Raw genomic sequence first — 21129 nt, 5'->3', positions numbered from 1 at the left:
ACTCCCCCCACCCATGGAAGGGACACCATGGCAACACGCACCCGCAGCAGGCTCGTCATGGCCCTGCTGGCCCCCGCACTCGCGCTCGGCGCCACCGTCGGCCTCGCCTCGGCCCCCGCCTCCGCCGCCGTCTGGAGCTCCTGCGACCAGTGGGGCAGCACGACCCTGAACGGCTACACGCTCTACAACGACATCTGGGGCTCCGGCGCCGGCACCCAGTGCATCTGGGCCAACTCCGGTACCAACTGGGGAGTTACCGCCAACCACCCCAACACCGGCGGGATCAAGGCCTACCCCAACGCCAAGAAGGTGATCGGCAAGTCGATCACCTCGCTCGGTTCGCTCAAGAGCAGCTACAACGTCACGGTGCCGTCGTCCGGCGCGTACAACACGTCGTACGACATCTGGGACACCAACTACGCGTACGAGATCATGCTCTGGGTCAACAAGACCGGCGCGGTCGGCCCGCTCGGCACCTCGCAGGGCAGCCTGACGCTGGGCGGCTCCACCTGGACCGTCTACAAGGGCAACAACGGCAGCAACGACGTGTTCTCGTTCGTGCGCAGCTCCAACTCCTCGTCCGGCACGATCGACATCCTGCCGATCCTCAAGTGGATCAAGGACACCAAGGGCTGGTTCGGCAACGTGACCATCGGGGACCTGCAGTTCGGCTTCGAGATCACGTCCTCGTCCGGCGGGCTCGCCTTCACCACCAACAGCGAGAGCGTCACCAGCAGTTGACCCACTTCGGCACCGCGCTCAGCCGCCCGGTCCCCGCATTCCGCGGGGGCCGGGCGGCTCCGCGACGACGAGCCCCGCGACCCAGCAGCCGAGCGCGGCGAGCACGAGGGCGCCGACCACCGGGTTGACGTAGCCGGGAACGGTGTCGGACGTGAAGCCGCCGCCGTCCTTCGTCTCGCAGACGAAGCGCAGCGGTACGTAGTCCACCGAGTAGCTGATGACGTTCGAAGTCCGCTCGTCGTACTGCCCGTTGACCGTGCGGCAGGGTGGCAGCGGCGCCGAGCCGGTGCCGCCGTCCCCGACCTCCAGCAGCGCGCCCATGATGTGGAGCAGACCCCAGAGATACAGGGCGAACGCGGCCAGGCCCGCCGCGCCGGCGAGCTTGCGTAAGACCATCGCAGGAGTCCACCAGAACAAGATCGGCACGGCTGTGACGGAGCCCACAGTTCCGCGCAACGGAAGCGTCACGGCCCGGAGGGGAGGTCCAACTCCCCTCCGTACGAGGCCACTTCGCTACTCCGCGATCGGCAGCGTCGCCCCGTCCCGCAGGAACAGCGGAATCCGGTCCAGCGGGGCGTCGACCGTGACGGCCGTGCCGCCCTCGTACGTCTCGCCCGTCCACGCGTCCGTCCACCAGGCGCCCGCCGGGAGATGGGCCGTACGGACCGTGGCGCCCGCCGTCAGCACCGGGGCCACCAGCAGGTCGGGGCCGAAGAGATACGCGTCGTCGACCGACCAACTCGCCGGGTCCCCGGGGAACTCCAGGAACAGCGGCCGCATCACCGGCAGCCCCTCCTCGTGCGCGGCCCGCATCACATCGAGGACGTAGGGCTTCAGGCGCTCGCGCAGCCGCAGGTACTTCTCCAGGATCGGCAGGGCTTGATCGCCGTACGACCAGACCTCGTTGGGGCCGCCCGTCATGTCGGGGCCCAGCGGCATGCCCGGGTCGCGGAAGCCGTGCAGGCGCATCAGCGGCGACAGCGCGCCGAACTGGAACCAGCGGACCATGACTTCCTGGTACGCCGGGTCGTCCGGGTCGCCGCCGTGGAAGCCGCCGATGTCCGTGTTCCACCAAGGGATGCCGGACAGCGCGGTGTTGAGCCCTGCGGCTATCTGGCGGCGCAGGGTCGGGAAGTCGGTGCCGATGTCACCCGACCACAGCGCGGCGCCGTAGCGCTGACTGCCCGCCCACGCCGAGCGGTTGAGGGTGATGATCTCCGACTCGCCCTCGGACAGGAGTCCTTCGTGGAACGTGCGGGAGTTCTCGGCCGGATAGATGTTGCCGACCTCCAGGCCCGGGCCCGCCCAGTAGCGCAGGTTCTCCTGGAAACCCGGCTTCAGCTCGGGCTCACAGGCGTCCAGCCAGAAGGCCGTGATGCCGTACGGCACAAGGTAGTTGTCGCGGATCTTCGACCACAGGAACTCGCGGGCCCCGGGATTGGTCGCGTCGTAGAAGGCGACCTGGACGGTCGACGCGACCCCCTTGTCCGGCCAGTCGGCGTGGGCCATCGGGCCGTACTGCGTGCCGATCAGGAACCCGCGCTGCTCCAGCACCGAGTGGTTCTCGCTCAGCGGCGACACCGACGGCCAGACGCTCACCACCAACTTCACGCCCAGCTCGTCGAGTTCGCGGACCATCGCCGCCGGGTCGGGCCACTCCGCCGGGTCGAACTTCCAGTCGCCCAGGTGCGTCCAGTGGAAGAAGTCGCAGACGATTGCCGACAACGGCAGCTCTCGGCGCTTGTACTCCCTTGCCACGGCGAGGAGTTCGTTCTGGGTGCGGTAGCGCAGCTTGCACTGCCAGAAGCCCGCCGCCCACTTCGGCAGCATCGGCGTACGGCCCGTCACCGCGCTGTAGCGGCGCTGGCCGTCGGCCGGGGTGCCCGCGGTGATCCAGTAGTCGATCTGCCGGGCCGAATCGGCCACCCAGCGCGTGCCGTTGCCGGCCAGCTCCACCCGGCCGATCGCCGGGTTGTTCCACAGCAGGGTGTAGCCGCGGCTGGAGACCAGCACCGGGATGCCGACCTCGGCGTTGCGCTGGACCAGGTCGAGGACCAGCCCCTTCTGGTCCAACCGCCCGTGCTGGTGCTGCCCGAGGCCGTACAGCTTCTCGTCCTCGTAGGCGGCGAAGCGCTGCTCCAGGCGGTGGTGGCCGTTGCCGACCGCCGTGTAGAGCCGTGAGCCGGGCCACCAGAAGTGGGCGCGGGCCTCCGCGAGGAGCTCGGCGGAGTCCTCGGTGCGCAGGAAGCGGATCAGGCCCTCGGCGTCGACATGAACGGCCAACTCGCCCACGGTCAGCTGTGCTTCACCGTCGCCGATCTTGATCGAGCCGTCCGCGGCGGGAGGTTCGTCGAGAAGGGCACCGGGGAGCCCGTCGAGCAGCGGACCGCCGAGCCGGGCCCTGACCCGGACCGCGTCCGGACCCCAGGGTTCGATCCGTACGGTCTCCTGACGGCCGCTCCACTCCAGCGCGCCGTCCCGCTCACGGAACGTGCCGATGGTGGGGGAGGACTGCGCGAGACTGACCTCGGACTGGATTGCGGCAGGCAGATTCACGAGGAGTGCTCCTGGAGGAAAGCAGACAGGGGGAACCGCACAAACACGTGGAGCGTGGCCGGTCAAGAAGCCGACGGCGCCGGCCCCGTACTCGCCCGCACCGTCAACTCCGGTGCGATCAGCACGACTTCGTCACTGCCCCGACCGTCCAGCTTGGCCACCAGATGCTCCACGGCGTAACGCCCCATCTCCTGCGCGGGGATGGCGACCGACGTCAGCCGTACCGAGGCCTGGGTGGCGACCTGGTCGGGGCAGACCGCGACCACCGACACGTCCTCCGGCACGGCCCGGCCCTGCTGGCGCAGCAGCGCGAGCAGCGGCTCGACCGCCGACTCGTTCTGCACGACGAAGCCCGTGGTGCCGGGGCGCTCGTCGAAGATCCGGGCCAGCGTCACCGTCATCGCGTCGTACCCGCCCTCGCACGGCCGGTGCAGTACCCGCAGGTCCAACTCCCGTGCCCGGGACCGCAGTCCGTCGAGGGTGCGCTCGGCGAAACCGGTGTGCCGCTCGTAGACCGCGGGCGCCTCGCCGATGACAGCGATGTCGTGGTGACCGAGCTTCGCGAGGTGCTCGACGCACAGCGCGCCGGTCGCCCCGAAGTCGAGGTCGACACAGGTCAGTCCGGTGGTGTCGGCGGGGAGGCCGATGAGCACGGACGGCTGGTCGGTGCCGCGCAGCAACGGCAGGCGCTCGTCGGCGAGTTCGACGTCCATCAGGATCATCGCGTCGGCCAGCCCGCTGCCGGTGACCCGGCGGACCGCGTCGGGGCCCTCCTCGCCGGTGAGCAGCAGCACGTCGTAGCCGTGCAGCCGGGCGGTGGTCGCCACGGCGATGGCGATCTCCATCATCACCGGGACGTACATGTCCGTGCGCAGCGGCACCATCAGCGCGATGATGTTCGACCGGCTGCTGGCCAGGGCGCGGGCGCCCGCGTTCGGGTGGTAGCCCAGCTCGCGGATGCTCTGCTCGACCCGCTGCCGGGTGGCTCCGGAGATGGACCGCTTGCCGCTGAGGACATAGCTCACCGTGCTCGCCGAGACTCCGGCGTGCTGGGCGACCTCGGCGAGGGTGACCATCCAGCTCTCCAAGCTTTGTGAAGCGCTTCGACAGTGCGCGTTGCTGACAAGGGCGAGTGAGGGTGGTTCGACATTAGCTTCAGGCGGTGTGGGTGTCCATAGGTTGTCGAAGCGCTTCGACACTTTCTCGTTCGGGGCGGTCCAGCGAGATTCTCCGCGAGGGAAGGCAACCTCCGGGCGGCTCGGCGGCCACTGGAAGGTCGTAACGGCCGCTGACGGGCCGTAGACGAACCGTCCCCCGGAAGGACCCCCGATGCAACACCGCAGACCCCGCCTCTCGAAGAAGGCGAAGGTGCTGGCCGCCGCCTCGGTCGCGCTCACCGCGCTCGCCGGTGTGACCGTCGCCCAGGCGGGCGAGACGAGCAAGAAGTGCGGGGCCTTCGACACCGTCACGCTCGGCAAGTACTACGTGAACAACAACCTCTGGGGCCAGGACAAGGCCACCGGCAGCCAGTGCGTGTGGGACAACTCCCAGTCGGGGTCCACCATTTCGTGGGGTACGTCCTTCAGCTGGGCCAACAACAGCAAGGGCACGGACGCGGACGTGAAGTCGTACGCCAGTACCGTCCTCGGCTGGCACTGGGGCTGGAAGGTCGACAAGGCGACCACCGGACTGCCGATCCGCGTCGGCGACCGCAAGCCGGTGAAGACGAGCTGGGACTTCTCGCTCAGCAGCAACCCCGGCACGCTCGACGTCGCCTACGACCTGTGGCTGCACGCCAGGAACACCGCCGACTGGGCCGACCAGCCCACCGACGAGATCATGATCTGGCTCAACCGGCAGGGCGGCGCGGGCCCGCTCGGCACCAAGTACGGCAGCGTCAGCCTCGACGGCGCCATGTGGGACATCTACCAGGGCGACATCGGCTGGAACGTCTACTCCTTCGTGCGTCGGACCAACACCACCAAGGCCACCCTGAACATCGACGACTTCACCCAGGCCCTGGTCCGGCGCAAGCTGCTGAGCAACGACAAGTACCTCTCCGGCATCGAGTCCGGCACCGAGGTCTTCAAGGGCTCGGGGCGCCTTGACACAAAGGCGTACTCCGTCGACATCGGCTGAACGGACGCGCGAAGGGTGGCTGCTTCGCGGCGGATCGGGTAGATACGAACGGGTAGCACCCATCGGTAACCACAGAGCGCCGAGGGTCCGATTCGCGGCGAGGTGAGCCTCATGTCCGCTCCACCCAGCAAACCCACCGTCACCGAGCGAGAAGCCCGCCAGGTGGCGGAGGCCGCCCGGGAACAGGACTGGCGCAAGCCCAGCTTCGCCAAGGAACTGTTCCTCGGCCGCTTCCGGCTCGACCTCATCCACCCCCACCCGCTGCCGCCCGACGAGGACGTGCGGCGCGGCGAGGAGTTCCTCGACAAGCTGCGCGTCTTCTGCGAGACGGGGATCGACGCCGCCCGCATCGAGCGCGAGGCCCGCATCCCCGACGAGGTCATCGCCGGCCTCAAGGAACTCGGCGCCCTCGGCATGAAGATCGACACCAAGTACGGCGGCCTCGGCCTCACCCAGGTGTACTACAACAAGGCGCTGGCCCTGGCGGGCTCGGCCTGCCCGGCGGTCGGCGTGCTGCTCTCGGCGCACCAGTCGATCGGCGTACCGCAGCCGCTGAAGCTGTTCGGCACCGACGAGCAGAAGGCCGAGTTCCTGCCCCGCTGCGCCCGCACCGACATCAGCGCCTTCCTGCTCACCGAACCGGACGTCGGCTCCGACCCGGCACGCCTGGCGACGAGTGCGGTGCGGGACGGGGACGCGTACGTCCTCGACGGCGTGAAGCTCTGGACCACCAACGGCGTGATCGCCGATCTGCTGGTCGTGATGGCCCGGGTGCCGAAGACCGAGGACAACAAGGGCGGCATCACGGCGTTCGTCGTGGAGGCCGACTCGCCCGGCATCACCGTCGAGAACCGCAACGCCTTCATGGGCCTGCGCGGCATCGAGAACGGCGTCACCCGCTTCCACCAGGTCCGGGTCCCCGCGGCCAACCGCATCGGCCCCGAGGGCGCGGGCCTCAAGATCGCCCTCACCACCCTCAACACCGGCCGCCTCTCGCTGCCCGCGTCCTGCGTCGCGGCCGGCAAGTGGAGTCTGAAGATCGCCCGCGAGTGGTCGGCGGCCCGTGAGCAGTGGGGCAGGCCGATCGCCGAGCACGAGGCCGTGGGCAAGAAGATCTCCTTCATCGCGGCGACCACCTTCGCCCTGGAGGCCGTACTCGACCTCTCCTCCCAGATGGCCGACGAGGACCGCAACGACATCCGCATCGAGGGCGCGCTCGCCAAGCTCTTCGCCTCCGAGATGGGCTGGCTGATGGCCGACGAACTGGTCCAGATCCGCGGCGGCCGGGGCTTCGAGACAGCCGAATCCCTCGCGGCCCGCGGCGAGAAGGCGGTCCCCGCCGAACAGGTCCTGCGCGACCTGCGCATCAACCGCATCTTCGAGGGCTCGACGGAGATCATGCACCTCCTCATCGCCCGCGAGGCCGTCGACGCCCACCTCACGGTCGCCGGCGACCTCATCGACCCGGACAAGTCCCTTTCCGACAAGGCGAAAGCGGGCGCCAACGCGGGTGTCTTCTACGCCAAGTGGCTCCCGAAACTGGTCGCTGGAAGCGGCCAACTCCCGCGCACCTACGGCGAGTTCCGCCACGGCATCGACCTCTCCAAGCACCTGCGCTACGTCGAGCGGGGCGCCCGCAAGCTCGCCCGCTCCACCTTCTACGCCATGTCCCGCTGGCAGGGCCGGATGGAGACCAAGCAGGGCTTCCTGGGCCGGATCGTCGACATCGGCGCTGAGCTCTTCGCGATGAGCGCGGTCTGCGTACGGGCCGAACTCCTGCGCACCCAGGGCGAACACGGCCGCGAGGCCTACCAACTCGCCGACGCCTTCTGCCGGCAGTCCCGCATCCGGATCGAGGAACTCTTCGGCCGGCTGTGGACCAACACCGACGACCTCGACCGCAAGGTGGTCAAGGGAGTCATGGGCGGCGCGTACACGTGGCTGGAGGAGGGCATCGTCGACCCGTCGGGCGACGGACCCTGGATCGCCGACACGACCCCGGGCCCGTCCAAGGCGGACAATGTGCACCGACCCGTCAACTGACCGCGGATCAGCAGTACTTGTCGCTCGGATCCCGCGTCGTCCAGGAGCAGGTGTCGACCTTGCTGCCGGTCGCTCTGGTCAGCGTCGCCGTGTCGCTGGTGTTGTTCCAGACGTACGCGGCCCGCCCCTGGTACGTGTTCGACGCGGTGTCCGTGCCCTTGCCGGTGTGCACCTTGATGTACTTGCCGGCGCCGATCTTGATGTTCTTGAAGACGTACCGGTGGTTCGAGACGTCCTTGAGGACCCACCCCTTGAGCGAGATCGCCGACCGGCTGGTGTTCTTGATCTGCACCCACTCGCCGTTCAGGCTCGTGTTGGACCGGTTGTCCGAGCCCGGGCTGTCGAACCAGACGTGGTAGATCGTGACCCCGCCGGCGGCCTCGGCCGGGGTGCTCAGCAGTGTGCCGGTGAGTATCGCGGCGCCCGCGAGCGCGGGCAGGGCAGCGCGTATCCGCATGGAGAATCCCCCCAGGATGTCGTCCACTGGCCGGTCGTCCACCGGCGCAGGAAAGAAGTGTTATCACAAGACCTTCACGCCGTATTCACAAAGGGGGATTTCCCTTCAATCACCGACGAGAGCCGATAAGCCACCCGCCCGAGGGAACCGCTGTCCACCTGGCCACCCGTTGCGGCAACAATGGAGGGATGAGCGACAGTCCAGCACCCCTCGCCGACCCACATCTCGTCTACGACCCCGTCGTGGGCGACGGTCCCAAGGCCCTGGTGATCCTCGGCTCCACCGGGTCCATCGGCACCCAGGCCATCGACCTCGTGCTGCGCAACCCGGACCGCTTCCGGGTCACGGCACTCTCCGCCAACGGCGGCCGGGTCGGGCTCCTCGCCGAGCAGGCGTACCGGCTCGGGGTGCGGACGGTCGCGGTCGCCCGCGAGGACGCCGTACCGGCACTGCGCGAAGCGCTCACCGCGCAGTACGGCACCGGGGAGCCGCTCCCCGAGATCCTCGCCGGACCGGACGCGGCCACGCAGGTCGCCGCCTCCGACTGCCACACCGTGCTGAACGGCATCACCGGCTCCATCGGTCTCGCGCCCACCCTCGCCGCCCTGGAGGCGGGCCGTGTCCTCGCGCTCGCCAACAAGGAGTCGCTCATCGTCGGCGGCCCGCTGGTGAAGGCCCTCGCCAAGCCGGGCCAGATCATCCCGGTGGACTCCGAGCACGCGGCCCTCTTCCAGGCCCTCGCGTCCGGCACCCGCGCCGATGTCCGCAAGCTCGTCGTCACCGCCTCCGGCGGCCCCTTCCGCGGCCGTACGAAGGCGGAACTGGCGAACGTGACCGTCGCCGACGCCCTCGCGCACCCCACCTGGGCGATGGGCCCGGTGATCACGATCAACTCGGCGACCCTGGTGAACAAGGGGCTCGAAGTGATCGAGGCGCACCTGCTGTACGACATTCCCTTCGATCGCATTGAGGTGGTCGTGCACCCGCAGTCGTATGTCCACTCGATGGTGGAATTCACGGACGGATCGACGATCGCCCAGGCGACGCCCCCCGACATGCGGGGGCCGATCGCCATCGGGCTCGGCTGGCCCGAGCGGGTCCCGGACGCGGCGCCCGCGTTCGACTGGAGCAAGGCCTCGACGTGGGAGTTCTTCCCGCTCGACACCGAGGCGTTCCCCTCCGTGGGCCTCGCCCGGCACGTGGGACAGCTCGCGGGCACGGCCCCGGCGGTGTTCAATGCGGCGAACGAGGAGTGCGTGGAGGCGTTCCGCGCGGGCGCGCTGCCGTTCAACGGAATCATGGAGACGGTGACACGGGTGGTCGAGGAACACGGGACACCGGCCACGGGAACCTCGCTCACCGTGCCGGACGTCCTCGAAGCGGAGACCTGGGCGCGTGCCCGGGCCCGTGAACTGACAGCGCAGACGACCACGGCGAACGCGGAGGCGCGTGCATGACAGCCCTGATGATGATCCTCGGCATAGTCGTCTTCGCGGTCGGCCTGCTGGTCTCGATCGCCTGGCACGAGCTGGGGCATCTCTCGACGGCGAAGCTCTTCGGCATCCGGGTGCCCCAGTACATGGTCGGCTTCGGCCCGACCATCTGGTCCCGGAAGAAGGGCGACACCGAGTACGGGTTCAAGGCCATCCCGTTCGGCGGCTACATCCGCATGATCGGCATGTTCCCGCCCGGCGACGACGGCCGGATCACCGCCCGCTCCACCTCGCCCTGGCGCAGCATGATCGAGGACGCCCGCTCGGCGGCCTTCGAGGAACTCCAGCCCGGCGACGAGACCCGCCTCTTCTACACCCGCAAGCCCTGGAAGCGGGTCATCGTGATGTTCGCGGGCCCCTTCATGAACCTGATCCTGGCGGTGGCGCTCTTCCTCACCGTCCTGATGGGCTTCGGCATCTCGCAGCAGACCAACACGGTCAGCTCGGTCTCCCAGTGCGTCATCGCGCAGAGCCAGAACCGCGACACGTGCAAGAAGACCGACCCTGCCTCCCCGGCGGCGGCAGCGGGCCTCAAGGCCGGCGACAAGATCGTCAGCTTCGACGGCGTGAAGACCACCGACTGGAACAAGCTGTCCGACCTGATCCGCGCCGACCCGGGCAAGACGGTCGCGATCGTCGTCGAGCGCAAGGGCCAGGACGTCACCCTGCACGCGAAGATCGCGAGCAACCAGGTCGCCAAGAAGGACTCCAGCGGCCAGATCGTCCAGGGCCAGTACGTCACCGCCGGCTTCCTCGGCTTCAGCGCGGCCACCGGCATCGTCCGCCAGGACTTCGGCGACTCGGTCACCTGGATGACCGACCGCCTCGGTGAGGCCGTCGACTCCATCGCCGCCCTGCCCGGCAAGATCCCGGCCCTGTGGAACGCGGCCTTCGACGGCGCCCCCCGCCAGGCCGACTCCCCGATGGGCGTGGTCGGCGCGGCCCGCGTCGGCGGCGAGATCTTCACCCTGGACATCCCGCCCACCCAGCAGCTGGCCATGGCCCTGATGCTGGTCGCCGGCTTCAACCTCTCCCTGTTCCTCTTCAACATGCTCCCGCTGCTCCCGCTCGACGGCGGGCATGTCGCGGGCGCCCTGTGGGAGGCCCTGCGCCGCAACCTGGCCAAGGTGCTCAAGCGCCCGGACCCGGGCCCGTTCGACGTGGCGAAGCTGATGCCGGTCGCGTACGTGGTGGCAGGGATCTTCGTCTGCTTCACCTTGCTCGTCCTCGTGGCGGACGTGGTTAACCCGGTGAAAATCTCCTAGTCATTCGTAGTTTGTGGCGGCCTCACATCCTTGGTGTGGGGCCGCCCTCCATTGAGTGGGTTTACGGCCGGGATGTGCTCGGGCCCGCACGGTTGACGTAATCTCGAAGCCTGGAGCCCGCTGTTCCGGGACCGGGGCCTTGATCCACGACTTGGGGTTGCACAGCAGATGACTGCGATTTCTCTCGGCATTCCGTCCGTTCCGACCCGGCTCGCCGAGCGTCGCAAGAGCCGGCAGATCCAGGTCGGATCCGTGGCGGTCGGCGGCGACGCGCCGGTGTCCGTGCAGTCCATGACGACCACCCGTACGTCGGACATCGGAGCCACGCTCCAGCAGATCGCCGAGCTGACCGCGTCCGGCTGCCAGATCGTCCGGGTCGCCTGCCCCACGCAGGACGACGCGGACGCGCTGGCGACCATCGCGCGCAAGTCGCAGATCCCGGTGATCGCGGACATCCATTTCCAGCCGAAGTACGTCTTCGCCGCGATCGAGGCCGGCTGCGCGGCGGTCCGGGTGAACCCGGGCAACATCAAGCAGTTCGACGACAAGGTCAAGGAGATCGCGCGGGCCGCGAAGGACCACGGCACCCCGATCCGCATCGGCGTGAACGCGGGCTCGCTGGACGCCCGACTGCTGAAGAAGTACGGCAAGGCGACCCCGGAGGCGCTGGCCGAGTCCGCCCTCTGGGAGGCGTCCCTCTTCGAGGAGCACGGCTTCCAGGACATCAAGATCTCGGTGAAGCACAACGACCCGGTCGTGATGGTCGAGGCGTACCGCCAGCTCGCGGCTCAGTGCGACTACCCGCTGCACCTCGGCGTGACGGAGGCGGGCCCGGCGTTCCAGGGCACGATCAAGTCGGCGGTCGCCTTCGGCGCGCTGCTCAGCCAGGGCATCGGCGACACGATCCGCGTCTCGCTCTCCGCCCCGCCGGTGGAGGAGATCAAGGTCGGCCTCCAGATCCTGGAGTCCCTGAACCTCAAGCCCCGCCGCCTGGAGATCGTCTCCTGCCCCTCCTGCGGTCGCGCCCAGGTCGACGTCTACAAGCTGGCCGAGGAGGTCACGGCGGGCCTTGAGGGCATGGAGGTCCCGCTCCGCGTGGCCGTCATGGGCTGTGTCGTCAACGGCCCCGGCGAAGCCCGCGAGGCCGACCTCGGCGTCGCCTCCGGCAACGGAAAGGGCCAGATCTTCGTCAAGGGCGAGGTCATCAAGACCGTGCCCGAGTCGAAGATCGTCGAGACGCTCATCGAGGAAGCCATGAAGATCGCCGAGCAGATGGAGGCGGACGGGGTGGCTTCGGGGGAGCCGACGGTGGCGGTAGCCGGCTGACAGGCGTGGCTGCGTGATTGCCAGCCCGTCCGGCGTTTGAGGACAAGGCCGTCCAGGCCGAAGCGGGGGTCTGGGGGCGGCAGCCCCCAGAGACGCCCACCTACCCCACCCCAACTGAGAAGCGAGCCCCAACACAAGGCGGCACCGCTCAGCTTCCGCAGGTACAGTGCGGAGATCAGCAGACCCTCAGGGTGAGGCCCCGTACGTGTTGACCCAGACCACCTCTCGGGTGCTCGAACCGAGCGACCTGGAAGCCGCGCTCGCCGTACTCGACCGCGAGCCGGTCACGAACGCCTTCGTGACCTCGCGGGTCCAGGTCGCCGGCCTCGACCCGTGGCGGCTCGGCGGCGAGATGTGGGGCTGGTACGAGGACGGCATGCTGACGTCCCTCTGCTACGCGGGCGCCAACCTCGTCCCGATCTGCGCCACACCCCGGGCGATCCGCGCGTTCGCCGACCGGGCGCGCAGGGCCGGCCGCCGCTGCTCCTCGATCGTCGGCCCCGCGGAGGCGACGGCCCAGCTGTGGCGCCTTCTCGAACCGAGCTGGGGCCCGGCCCGGGAGGTCCGCGCCCACCAGCCCCTGATGGTCGCCGACCGCATGCCCACCGACATCGCTCCCGATCCCTACGTCCGTCGCATCCGCAAGGACGAGATGGAGACGATCATGCCGGCGTGCGTGGCGATGTTCACCGAGGAGGTGGGCGTCTCCCCGCTGGCAGGCGACGGCGGCCTCCTCTACCAGGCCCGAGTGGCCGAACTCGTCGGCTCCGGCCGCTCGTTCGCCCGCCTCGACGAGTACGGCAAGGTCGTCTTCAAGGCCGAGATCGGCGCGGCGACCCCGCAGGCCTGCCAGATCCAGGGCGTGTGGGTGGCCCCCGAGTGCCGGGGGACGGGCGTGGCGGCCCCGGCGATGGCATCGGTACTGCGCTACGCCCTCGCGGACGTGGCCCCGATCGTCAGCCTCTACGTCAACGACTTCAACACCCCAGCGAGAAGGGCGTACTTGAGGGTGGGCTTCCAGGAGATCGGTGCCTTCATGAGCGTCCTGTTCTAGAGGTCTTCAGGTCTTTAGGGGCGCGGGGCCGTATCGATATGAGGCTCCGCCGCGTGGGCGCGAGCAACCACGACACACCCGCACCCCATCCACAACCGAAACTCCCCTGTACTCTCCCCACATGCGATTTCCCGGTCACGGCCACCGCCACCCCGAAGACGTCGTGATCGCCCCCCTGAACCTCTCGGCCCACGTCGACGAAGCCCTCGCCGTACAAGCCATCGCCTTCGGCCTGGGCGCGGACGAGGTGGCCGTACGCAGGCAGATCGTCCTGCGCCACATGACCTACCCGGGCGCCAACGCCTTTGGCGCCACCACCCAGGGCCGACTGGTCGGTTTCGTCTACGGCATGCCCAACAACCGCACCCACTGGTGGTCCACGGTCGTGGAGCCGTACCTCCGCACCGGCGGCCACGACGCCTGGCTCGACGACTCCTTCGTGATCACCGAGCTGCACGTCCACCCGCACTTCCAGAACCGGGGCGTCGGCCGTTCCCTGATCACCACGATCACGGACACCGCCGCCGAACCCCGCTCGATCCTCTCCGCGATCGACACCGACAGCCCGGCCCGCGGCCTCTACCGCTCCCTCGGCTACGAGGACCTCGCCCGCCAGGTCCTGTTCCCGAGCGCCCCGAAGCCGTACGCGGTCATGGGCGCCCCGCTGCCCCTCCGCCGCCGCTAACCGATTTCCACCGGCACAGCGAGCCCGGCTAACCTCCTAGCCATCACCCTTTCCCGGCAGGAGTACAGGAACCATGGCGAACGCACCGGTCCAGCGCATGTCCCAGTTGATGGCGAAGACGCTGCGCGACGACCCGGCGGACGCCGAGGTCCTCAGTCACAAGCTGCTCGTGCGGGCCGGTTACGTCCGGCGTACCGCCGCCGGCATCTGGTCCTGGCTGCCGCTGGGCAAGAAGGTGCTGTCCAACGTCGAGCGGATCGTGCGTGAGGAGATGGACGCGATCGGCGCCCAGGAGGTGCTGCTCCCCGCGATCCTGCCCCGCGAGCCGTACGAGGCGACCGGTCGCTGGGACGAGTACGGCCCCGAGCTGTTCCGTCTCCAGGACCGCAAGGGCGGCGACTACCTCCTCGGCCCGACCCACGAGGAGATCTTCACGCTGATCGTGAAGGACCAGGCGTCCTCCTACAAGGACCTGCCGGTCATCCTCTACCAGATCCAGCACAAGTACCGTGACGAGGCCCGCCCCCGGGCCGGCATCCTCCGTGGCCGCGAGTTCCTGATGAAGGACTCGTACTCCTTCGACACCGAGGACGAGGGCCTGGCCCACTCCTACGCCCTGCACCGCCAGGCGTACCAGAAGGTCTTCGCGCGCCTGGGCCTCGACTACCGCATCTGCGCCGCCACCGCGGGCGCGATGGGCGGCTCCAAGTCGGAGGAGTTCCTCGCCCCGGCCGAGGCCGGCGAGGACACCTTCGCCGACTGCCCGAACTGCGACTTCGCCGCCAACACCGAGGCGATCACGTACGAGTTGACGTCCGTGGACGCCACCGGCGTGCCCGCGCTCGAAGAGATCCCCACCCCCGACACCCCCACCATCGAGACCCTCGCCGCCCACCTCGGCGTCGAGGCCTCCGCGACCCTCAAGAACCTTCTCGTGAAGGTCGACGGCGAGATCGTGGCCGTAGGAGTGCCCGGTGACCGCGAGGTCGACCTGGACAAGGTCGAGGCCCATTTCGCCCCCGCCGCCGTGGAGTTGGTGACGGCGGAGGACTTCACCGGCCGCCCCGACCTGGTGCGCGGCTACGTCGGCCCGCAGGGCCTCGGCGACAAGGTCACGTACATCGCCGACCCGCGCGTGGCCCCCGGCACGAGCTGGATCACGGGCGCCAACAAGGAGGGCACGCACGCGAAGAACGTCGTCGCGGGCCGTGACTTCGAGGTCGGCGAGTACGTCGACGTCGTGGTCGTGCAGGAGGGCGACCCCTGCCCCAAGTGCGGCACCGGCCTCAAGCTCGACCGCGCCATCGAGATCGGCCACATCTTCCAGCTCGGCCGCAAGTACGCCGACGCCCTCAAGCTCGACGTCCTCGGCCAGCACGGCAAGCCGGTCCGCGTGACCATGGGCTCCTACGGCATCGGTGTCTCCCGCGCGGTCGCCGCCCTCGCCGAGCAGACCGCCGACGACAAGGGCCTGTGCTGGCCCGCCGAGGTCGCCCCGGCCGACGTGCACGTGGTCGCCGCCGGCAAGGCCCTCCAGACCGAACTCGCCCTGGACGTCTCGGAGAAGCTGCGCGCGGCCGGCCTGCGCGTCCTGGTCGACGACCGCGCCGGGGTCTCCCCGGGCGTGAAGTTCACCGACTCCGAGCTGATCGGCGTACCGAAGATCCTCGTCGCGGGCCGCCGCTCCGCCGAGGGCGTCCTGGAGCTCAAGGACCGCCGGACCGGCGAGCGCGAGGAACTGACCGTCGACGAGGCGATCGCCCGTCTGACCGCGCAGCCCGCCCTGTAAGAGATCTCTCAGGGAGTTCTGCGGAGGCGTATGGCCGCCTCACAGACTTCTCTCAGGCTGGTCCCCGACCGTAGTACGTGACAGAGCGTCACTGCGGAGGGGAACGGTCATGACAGTCAAGGAGCGTGGGGCCGCTGCGGCGGTCCGCAGAGGCAAGCGGCGCATCGCGGCGGCCACGGCAGCGGTCACGCTGGCGGCGGCCGCCGGGGTGTTCGCCCTGGTCGGCACATTGCAGTCGGACACGGAAGCGGACACGACGGCGAGCAACACCGGCACGACGACCAGTTCGTCGTCGCCCTCGCCGTCCGCCTCCTCCTCCAGCTCGTCCACGTCGGACAGCTCGTCCTCATCGTCTTCATCCTCCTCGTCGGACCTCCAGTCGTCGTCCGGCGTGACGTCGTCCTCCGGCGGCTCCACCGACTCCACGTCGGGAGCGTCGTGATGACCACAACGACCCTGCGCAGGACGGCCGCCGCGGACTGGCGCGCCCTGGGGACCACAGTGCGGCTGGTCGTCACCGACCCGGCCCTCCTGGACTCCTGCAACCTGCTCCTCGCCCGGCACCTCGCCGAGGTCGACGCGGCCTGCAGCCGCTTCCGCCCCGACTCCGAACTGGCCGCCCTGGACGCCTCGTTCGGCCGCCCGGTCACCGTCAGCCCGCTCCTCGCCGAAGCCCTCGCGGTCGCCCTGCGCGCCGCCGAGGCGACGGACGGCGCGGTCGACCCGACCGTCGGCTCGGCGATGAACGCCATCGGCTACGACCGCGACTTCACCCTCGTCCGCGAGGACGACCGCCCGGTCCGGCTCACCGTCAAGCGCGCCCCGGGCTGGCGCCTGATCGACCTCGACCGTACGACGGGCACGGTCACCGTCCCGGCCGGCGTCCGCCTCGACCTCGGCGCCACGGCGAAGGCCTGGGCCGCCGACAAGGCCGCCGCGATGCTCGCCGAAGTGGCGGGCTGCGGAGTCCTGGTGAGCCTCGGCGGCGACACTGCCGTCGCGGGGGAGCCCCCGGCCGGCGGCTGGAACATCCGCGTCCAGGACGTCACCGGTTCCGTCGACGAGACGCCCACGGACGGCACGTACGCCACGATCGGCCTGCGCTCCGGCGGCCTCGCCACCTCGGGCACCGCCGCCCGCAACTGGCGCCGCGGCGGCCACGAACTGCACCACATCGTCGACCCGCGCACCGGCCTCCCCGTCCGCAGCCCCTGGTGCACGGTCTCGGTCGCCGCGGCGACGAGCGCCGACGCCAACGCGGCGAGCACGGCGGCCATGGTGAAGGGCGCGGGCGCCGAACGCTGGCTGACGCGCCTCGGCCTGCCGGCCCGCCTGGTCGCCCAGGACGGCACGGTCGTCACGACTCCGGGCTGGCCCACCTCTCTGGCGGCCGCCGCATGAGCTCCGAAACCCTCTGGTACGCCAACCGCGCCACCGGAGCCGTCTGCCTGGTCCTGTTCACGGTCGTCGTCCTGCTCGGCATCGCGGTCCGCCTGCGCACCCGGCTCCCCGGCCTGCCCCGCTTCGGCACGGTCACCCTCCACCGCAGCCTCTCCCTCTCCGCGACCGCCTTCCTGGCCCTGCACATCGCGGTGGCGGTGATCGACGGCTACGTGAACATCACCGTCCTCGACGCGGTGATCCCCTTCGTCTCCGACTACCAGCCGCTCTGGCTGGGCCTCGGCACGGTAGCCCTCGACCTCCTCCTCGCGGTCCTGATCACCAGCCTCCTCCGCGAACGCATCGGCCACCGCACCTGGCGAGCGGTCCACTGGCTGGCCTACGCCTCCTGGCCCGTCGCCCTGATCCACGGCATCGGCATCGGCACGGACACCGGCACCGACTGGATGACCTGGCTGACCGTCTCCTGCGTGGCCGCGGTGGTCGCCGCCTTCGCCATCCGTACGGCCCACTCCGCCCGAGCCGCCCGCCGCACCCCGGCGGCCCTGCTCCGCACAGCCGAAGGAGCCCGCTCATGACCACCACGACCTTCACCGACGTCTACATGTCCCCCCGCCTCCTCGCCCCCGGCGGCACGGCGGCCGACCTCGCCACCCACGAACAGCGCTACGGCCCACTGTCGTACGGCGATCCGGACGCCGTCCTGAGAACGGTCGCCGAATCCGGCCTCACCGGACGCGGAGGCGCCGCGTTCCCGACCTACCGCAAGCTGGTCGCGGTCGCCGACGCGAGCCGCCGTACGGGCCGCGCTCCCGTGGTCGTGGCGAACGGCGCGGAGGGCGAACCGGCCAGCCGCAAGGACAAGACCCTGCTGCGCCTGTCACCCCATCTGGTCCTGGACGGGCTTCAGTTGGCGGCCAGGGCGGTCGGCGCCGGGGAGGCCCACCTGGCGGTGGAGGACGGCGCGTCCTACCTGGAGTCGGCCCTGTCCCAGCGAAACGACCCGCTGAACGTGAAGGTGATCCGCCTCCCCAAACGCTTCCTCTCCGGCCAGGCCTCGGCCCTCGCGCAGTACGTCTCCGGGAACGCCCCGCTGCCCCGCCACCAGCACCCGCCGGTCCGCGAACGCGGGGTGCGCAAGGCCCCCACACTCGTCCAGAACGTCGAGACCCTGGCCCACCTCGCCCTGGTCGCCCGCTACGGCGCCGACTGGTTCCGCAGCGCGGGCACCCCCGCCCAGCCCGGCAGCACGCTGTGCACCCTGCATGTGCCGGGCCGCGAAGTCCGGGTCGTGGAGGCCCCGTTCGGCCTCCCGCTGGACCGCCTGCTCCCGCTCCAGGGCATGTCGGCGGTCCTCGTCGGCGGCTACCACGGCACGTGGATGTCGGCCACCCAGGCAGCCCAACGCACGCTGGACGCCGGGGACTTGGGGGCGGGCGTCCTGGCAGCCCTCCCCACCACCCGCTGCGGAGTGGCCGAAACCGCCCGCGTCCTGCGCTACTTGGCCCTCCAGTCGGCCGGCCAGTGCGGCCCCTGCCTCAACGGCCTCCCGCGCATCGCCTCCGCGTTCCGCACGCTGGCCACCCCCGGCCCGCAGTCCAACACCCGCCAGGACGTGGCCCGTTGGTCCGGCCTGGTCGAGGGCCGAGGCGCCTGCCACCACCCCGACGGCACGGTCCGCCTGGTCCGCAGCGCGCTGACCACGTTCGCGACCGAACTCGACGCCCACGCAAGGGGCTTGTGCACGGCGACCGACCCCACCCCCCTGCTCCCGATCCCGAACGAGGCCCGCTGACATGGAGCACCAACAGATCGATGTCGACTGGACGGCGTGCCAGGGCCACGGCCTGTGCGCGGAGCTGCTACCCGACCACATCACGCTGGACGAGTGGGGCTACCCCTTGGTGGACGGCTCCCCAGTCCCGGCCCGCACGGTGAAGAGGGCCCGCAAGGCAGCTGCGGACTGTCCGGCCCTGGCCTTGAAACTCACGCCAGCCATCTAGGGGCGCGGGGAACTGCGCGACCAGCCCCCACGCACCCGCACCCAAAATACGACCTAAAGCCACCCAGCGAATTCCAGCAACAACTCCGCATCCCGAGGCCGCCCCACCCGAAGCGCCCGCACCCCCGACTCCACGGCCCGGAACAACGTCCACCCCCGCAACCGCTCCTGATCCACATCCAACGACTCGGCAAGTCGCTTGACCCGCCGCCGAGTTGTAGACGCCCCCGAAGGCGTGGCGATCAGATCCTCCACCCGGTCCCGCACCAGCCGAGCCAGATCGAACGCACACTCACCCACCACCGGATCCGGCCCCACGGCCAGCCACGGCACCCGATCCCCGGCCAGCACCTTGCTCTGCCGAAACGTCCCGTGCAGCAACCGCTGCTCCGGCGGCGCGGCCACCAACTCGTCCCGCATGGCCAACGCGGCGTCCACCAGCGCCGAAACCTCCGCCAAGCCGGACGCAGTCGCCCGCATCGCCGCCGCCTGCCGACCGGTCCGCTCGCCCACGGTCTCGAAAACATGATCCGCGGGCGGCTCCACCCACAGCCGCCGCAACGCCCCCGCCGCCTCCAGCAACGCCTTCGCCTCCGGCAGCGACCGCACCGACACATCCGGATGCAACCGCTCCAGCAGAAGCACACCCTCACCGGCAGCCGACTCGACCAGCTGAACGGCCCCCCGCCCACCCCAGTGGGACAGCGCGGCCCGCTCGCTCTCCGGCCGGGCCCGGCGCGGGGCCAGCTTCAGGACCGCAGGGGTCCCGTCGGCCCGCCGGACCAGTACGACCAGGCTGCTGCGCCCACCGGGCACCTGCACCCGTTCCGCGGTCAACTCGCGTAGATCAACGGCCTGTTGGGCCACCTCGGGCAGCTTCTCCAACCAGTCGTCACCGCTCGGTGCCGTCTCACCGAGCGCCCTCACCAGACGCTGCGGCGGTTCGAAAGCCATGCGCGAGTCGTTCCCTTCAGCTGGTCCTGCGGCCCGGTGCGGTGTTACGCCGTGGGTGTCGCCGAGGCCGTGGGGGTCGCGGCCCGCTCGGCGAGACCAGGGAAGGGTACGCTCCCGCCGCGCCAGCGCACCGCCCGGACCGCCGCTTCCCGCAGCGCCTCCGCGGCGATGCCGCGCACTCCGCCGGTCGACGCCCGCACCAGGTCGGAGTAGACCCCGGCGACCCGTTCCTCCAGCTCGGCGGCGAGCCGTACGGCGGCGGCCGAGTCGGGCACCGGGAACGGCAGCGCGTACGCGGCCGACGCGGCGACCGGCTTGCCGCCCAGGCCCCGTACCTCCCGGACCAGGGCGTCCCGCCGGGCCCGGTGTCCGTCGTAGGCCGCCTTGGCCTCGGTGCGCCGGCCCTCGCGGATACGGCCCCCGACCACTCCGTAGCCGTAGACCGCCGCGTGCTCGGCGGCCAGGGCCGCCTGCAGTGCGGTCAGTTCCGCGACCTTCTCCTCGCTCACTTGGCATCCTCCGTCAGCAGGTACGCGTGCCCGGCCCCGGCCGCCGCGACCGAGGCCAGCAGCCGGGCCAGCTCGCCCGGCACGTCGAGCAGGGCCTTCGCCCGCTGGTCGGCGAGGGTCCGCTCGGCGGCGGCCAGCCCGGCGAGGGCGTCGCTCGCGGTCGCGGGCACGGCGGACGCCGACGCCGATGCCGACGGCGCGGCAGTGGCCGTGGAAGACGGCGTGGAACCGCTGCCCCCGAAGGCCGTCGCGTGCCGGACGACCTCGGCCCGCAGGGGCTCCAACCGCTCCGCGAGCGTCGGGTGGGCGGCGAGTACCGAGTCGTAGTGCTGGACCAGGGTCTCGCTGTCGGCGGCCGCACGCGCGCGTGCGCGTTCCGCGGCCGAGGGGCTGCCCGCGGTGTTCTCGGTGTCGTCGCCGTCGGTGGAGCAGCCCACCAGGAGCGCGGCTCCGGCGGCCGAGGCGAGCAGGCTCCTTCTGCGCGGTCCCGTGAGGGTGCGCGGAGGTGGGGGGAACGGCACGGCGAATCGTCCTCGGGGGGCTCGTACGAACGAAAACACGGGAAGGGCTGCGCGCCCGTGATCACGGTACCCGCGCACCGGATGGCTGCCAGTCACCGGCACCGGTCTGTCCGCAGGTGGACGGCAACACACCCCGGGACCGGATACCCTTTGAGCAGACACGCGCCCTACCCACAACAGCACACGCGGCCGAG

The 21129-nt window shown here is 70.4% G+C and carries 21 protein-coding genes; 13 read left to right on the top strand and 8 right to left on the bottom strand.

Going from position 1 to position 21129, the window contains the following annotated elements; genetic code table 11:
• Positions 1-27: 27 nt before the first annotated feature.
• Positions 28-741, top strand: coding sequence for a glycoside hydrolase family 12 protein (locus tag ACQHII_RS14335; protein ID WP_019074788.1), 714 nt, complete (start codon positions 28-30; stop codon positions 739-741).
• A gap of 18 nt (positions 742-759) precedes the next feature.
• Here the strand turns inward: ACQHII_RS14335 and ACQHII_RS14330 are convergent, their stop codons facing one another.
• From ACQHII_RS14330 to ACQHII_RS14320, 3 genes are all read right to left on the bottom strand, one after another.
• Positions 760-1137: a hypothetical protein gene (locus tag ACQHII_RS14330; RefSeq protein ID WP_427919675.1), complete on the bottom strand. Its 378-nt coding sequence runs from the start codon at positions 1135-1137 to the stop codon at positions 760-762.
• Between the two features lie 117 nt (positions 1138-1254).
• A complete protein-coding gene (locus ACQHII_RS14325) occupies positions 1255-3297 on the bottom strand; it encodes a glycoside hydrolase family 31 protein (RefSeq protein ID WP_427919674.1) in 2043 nt (680 codons plus the stop codon).
• Positions 3298-3359: 62 nt separating this feature from the next.
• Positions 3360-4373: a LacI family DNA-binding transcriptional regulator gene (locus ACQHII_RS14320; protein ID WP_427919673.1), complete on the bottom strand. Its 1014-nt coding sequence runs from the start codon at positions 4371-4373 to the stop codon at positions 3360-3362.
• A gap of 253 nt (positions 4374-4626) precedes the next feature.
• Here ACQHII_RS14320 and ACQHII_RS14315 point away from each other — a divergent pair, with 253 nt between their 5' ends.
• Together ACQHII_RS14315 and ACQHII_RS14310 are read left to right on the top strand one after the other, a co-directional pair.
• On the top strand, positions 4627-5436 hold the full coding sequence (locus tag ACQHII_RS14315; protein WP_427919672.1) for a GH12 family glycosyl hydrolase domain-containing protein: 810 nt from the start codon (positions 4627-4629) through the stop codon (positions 5434-5436).
• Between the two features lie 111 nt (positions 5437-5547).
• Complete coding sequence (locus ACQHII_RS14310; protein WP_427919671.1) at positions 5548-7479, top strand: acyl-CoA dehydrogenase family protein; 1932 nt, start codon at positions 5548-5550, stop codon at positions 7477-7479.
• 7 nt (positions 7480-7486) lie between these two features.
• Here ACQHII_RS14310 and ACQHII_RS14305 read toward each other — a convergent pair whose 3' ends face one another.
• Positions 7487-7936: a lamin tail domain-containing protein gene (locus ACQHII_RS14305; protein ID WP_329258734.1), complete on the bottom strand. Its 450-nt coding sequence runs from the start codon at positions 7934-7936 to the stop codon at positions 7487-7489.
• Positions 7937-8124: 188 nt separating this feature from the next.
• Between ACQHII_RS14305 and dxr the strand changes: the two genes are divergently transcribed.
• The 6 genes from dxr (at position 8125) to ACQHII_RS14275 (ending at position 15548) form a co-directional block, all read left to right on the top strand.
• A complete protein-coding gene (gene dxr / locus ACQHII_RS14300) occupies positions 8125-9393 on the top strand; it encodes a 1-deoxy-D-xylulose-5-phosphate reductoisomerase (RefSeq protein ID WP_427919670.1) in 1269 nt (422 codons plus the stop codon).
• 8 nt (positions 9394-9401) lie between these two features.
• Positions 9402-10694, top strand: coding sequence for a M50 family metallopeptidase (locus ACQHII_RS14295; RefSeq protein WP_427925307.1), 1293 nt, complete (start codon positions 9402-9404; stop codon positions 10692-10694).
• Positions 10695-10862: 168 nt separating this feature from the next.
• Positions 10863-12020: a flavodoxin-dependent (E)-4-hydroxy-3-methylbut-2-enyl-diphosphate synthase gene (gene ispG, locus ACQHII_RS14290; protein WP_019074797.1), complete on the top strand. Its 1158-nt coding sequence runs from the start codon at positions 10863-10865 to the stop codon at positions 12018-12020.
• Between the two features lie 205 nt (positions 12021-12225).
• Complete coding sequence (locus tag ACQHII_RS14285) at positions 12226-13074, top strand: GNAT family N-acetyltransferase (protein ID WP_427919669.1); 849 nt, start codon at positions 12226-12228, stop codon at positions 13072-13074.
• Positions 13075-13195: 121 nt separating this feature from the next.
• The gene (locus ACQHII_RS14280; RefSeq protein WP_427919668.1) at positions 13196-13759 is read left to right on the top strand and encodes a GNAT family N-acetyltransferase; all 564 of its coding nucleotides are present in this window, start codon (positions 13196-13198) and stop codon (positions 13757-13759) included.
• A gap of 73 nt (positions 13760-13832) precedes the next feature.
• Positions 13833-15548 carry a proline--tRNA ligase gene (locus tag ACQHII_RS14275; protein WP_427919667.1) on the top strand — a complete coding sequence of 572 codons (1716 nt, stop codon included), beginning with the start codon at positions 13833-13835 and terminating at the stop codon, positions 15546-15548.
• Positions 15549-15587: 39 nt separating this feature from the next.
• On the opposite strand, the gene ACQHII_RS14270 is transcribed toward ACQHII_RS14275, so the two are convergent.
• Complete coding sequence (locus ACQHII_RS14270; RefSeq protein ID WP_427919666.1) at positions 15588-15974, bottom strand: hypothetical protein; 387 nt, start codon at positions 15972-15974, stop codon at positions 15588-15590.
• A gap of 15 nt (positions 15975-15989) precedes the next feature.
• Between ACQHII_RS14270 and ACQHII_RS14265 the strand changes: the two genes are divergently transcribed.
• From ACQHII_RS14265 to ACQHII_RS14250, 4 genes are read left to right on the top strand one after another with little or no spacing between them, the layout of a single operon-like run.
• Positions 15990-16949 carry an FAD:protein FMN transferase gene (locus ACQHII_RS14265; protein WP_427919665.1) on the top strand — a complete coding sequence of 320 codons (960 nt, stop codon included), beginning with the start codon at positions 15990-15992 and terminating at the stop codon, positions 16947-16949.
• On the top strand, positions 16946-17527 hold the full coding sequence (locus ACQHII_RS14260) for a ferric reductase-like transmembrane domain-containing protein (protein ID WP_427919664.1): 582 nt from the start codon (positions 16946-16948) through the stop codon (positions 17525-17527). Before ACQHII_RS14265 ends, ACQHII_RS14260 begins: the two co-directional genes overlap by 4 nt.
• Entirely contained in the window at positions 17524-18744 is a 1221-nt protein-coding gene (locus tag ACQHII_RS14255) for an NADH-ubiquinone oxidoreductase-F iron-sulfur binding region domain-containing protein (RefSeq protein ID WP_427919663.1), read from the top strand. The genes ACQHII_RS14260 and ACQHII_RS14255 overlap by 4 nt, the downstream gene beginning before the upstream one ends.
• Position 18745: 1 nt before the next feature.
• The gene (locus tag ACQHII_RS14250; protein ID WP_427919662.1) at positions 18746-18952 is read left to right on the top strand and encodes a ferredoxin; all 207 of its coding nucleotides are present in this window, start codon (positions 18746-18748) and stop codon (positions 18950-18952) included.
• A gap of 53 nt (positions 18953-19005) precedes the next feature.
• Here the strand turns inward: ACQHII_RS14250 and ACQHII_RS14245 are convergent, their stop codons facing one another.
• Genes ACQHII_RS14245 through ACQHII_RS14235 form a run of 3 tightly spaced genes read right to left on the bottom strand, consistent with a single transcriptional unit; the run spans position 19006 to position 20935 of the window.
• Positions 19006-19905, bottom strand: a complete 900-nt coding sequence (locus ACQHII_RS14245) for an aminoglycoside phosphotransferase family protein (protein WP_427919661.1) — start codon at positions 19903-19905, stop codon at positions 19006-19008.
• A 44-nt stretch (positions 19906-19949) separates the two neighbouring features.
• Entirely contained in the window at positions 19950-20414 is a 465-nt protein-coding gene (locus tag ACQHII_RS14240) for a ferritin-like domain-containing protein (protein ID WP_427919660.1), read from the bottom strand.
• Complete coding sequence (locus ACQHII_RS14235) at positions 20411-20935, bottom strand: hypothetical protein (RefSeq protein WP_427919659.1); 525 nt, start codon at positions 20933-20935, stop codon at positions 20411-20413. The genes ACQHII_RS14240 and ACQHII_RS14235 overlap by 4 nt, the downstream gene beginning before the upstream one ends.
• Positions 20936-21129: the final 194 nt, after the last annotated feature.

The sequence above is a fragment of the Streptomyces sp. cg40 genome (genome assembly GCF_050320165.1).
Classification (GTDB): Bacteria; Actinomycetota; Actinomycetes; order Streptomycetales; family Streptomycetaceae; genus Streptomyces; species Streptomyces hokutonensis.
This window is presented reverse-complemented; position numbering and strand designations above follow the sequence as displayed.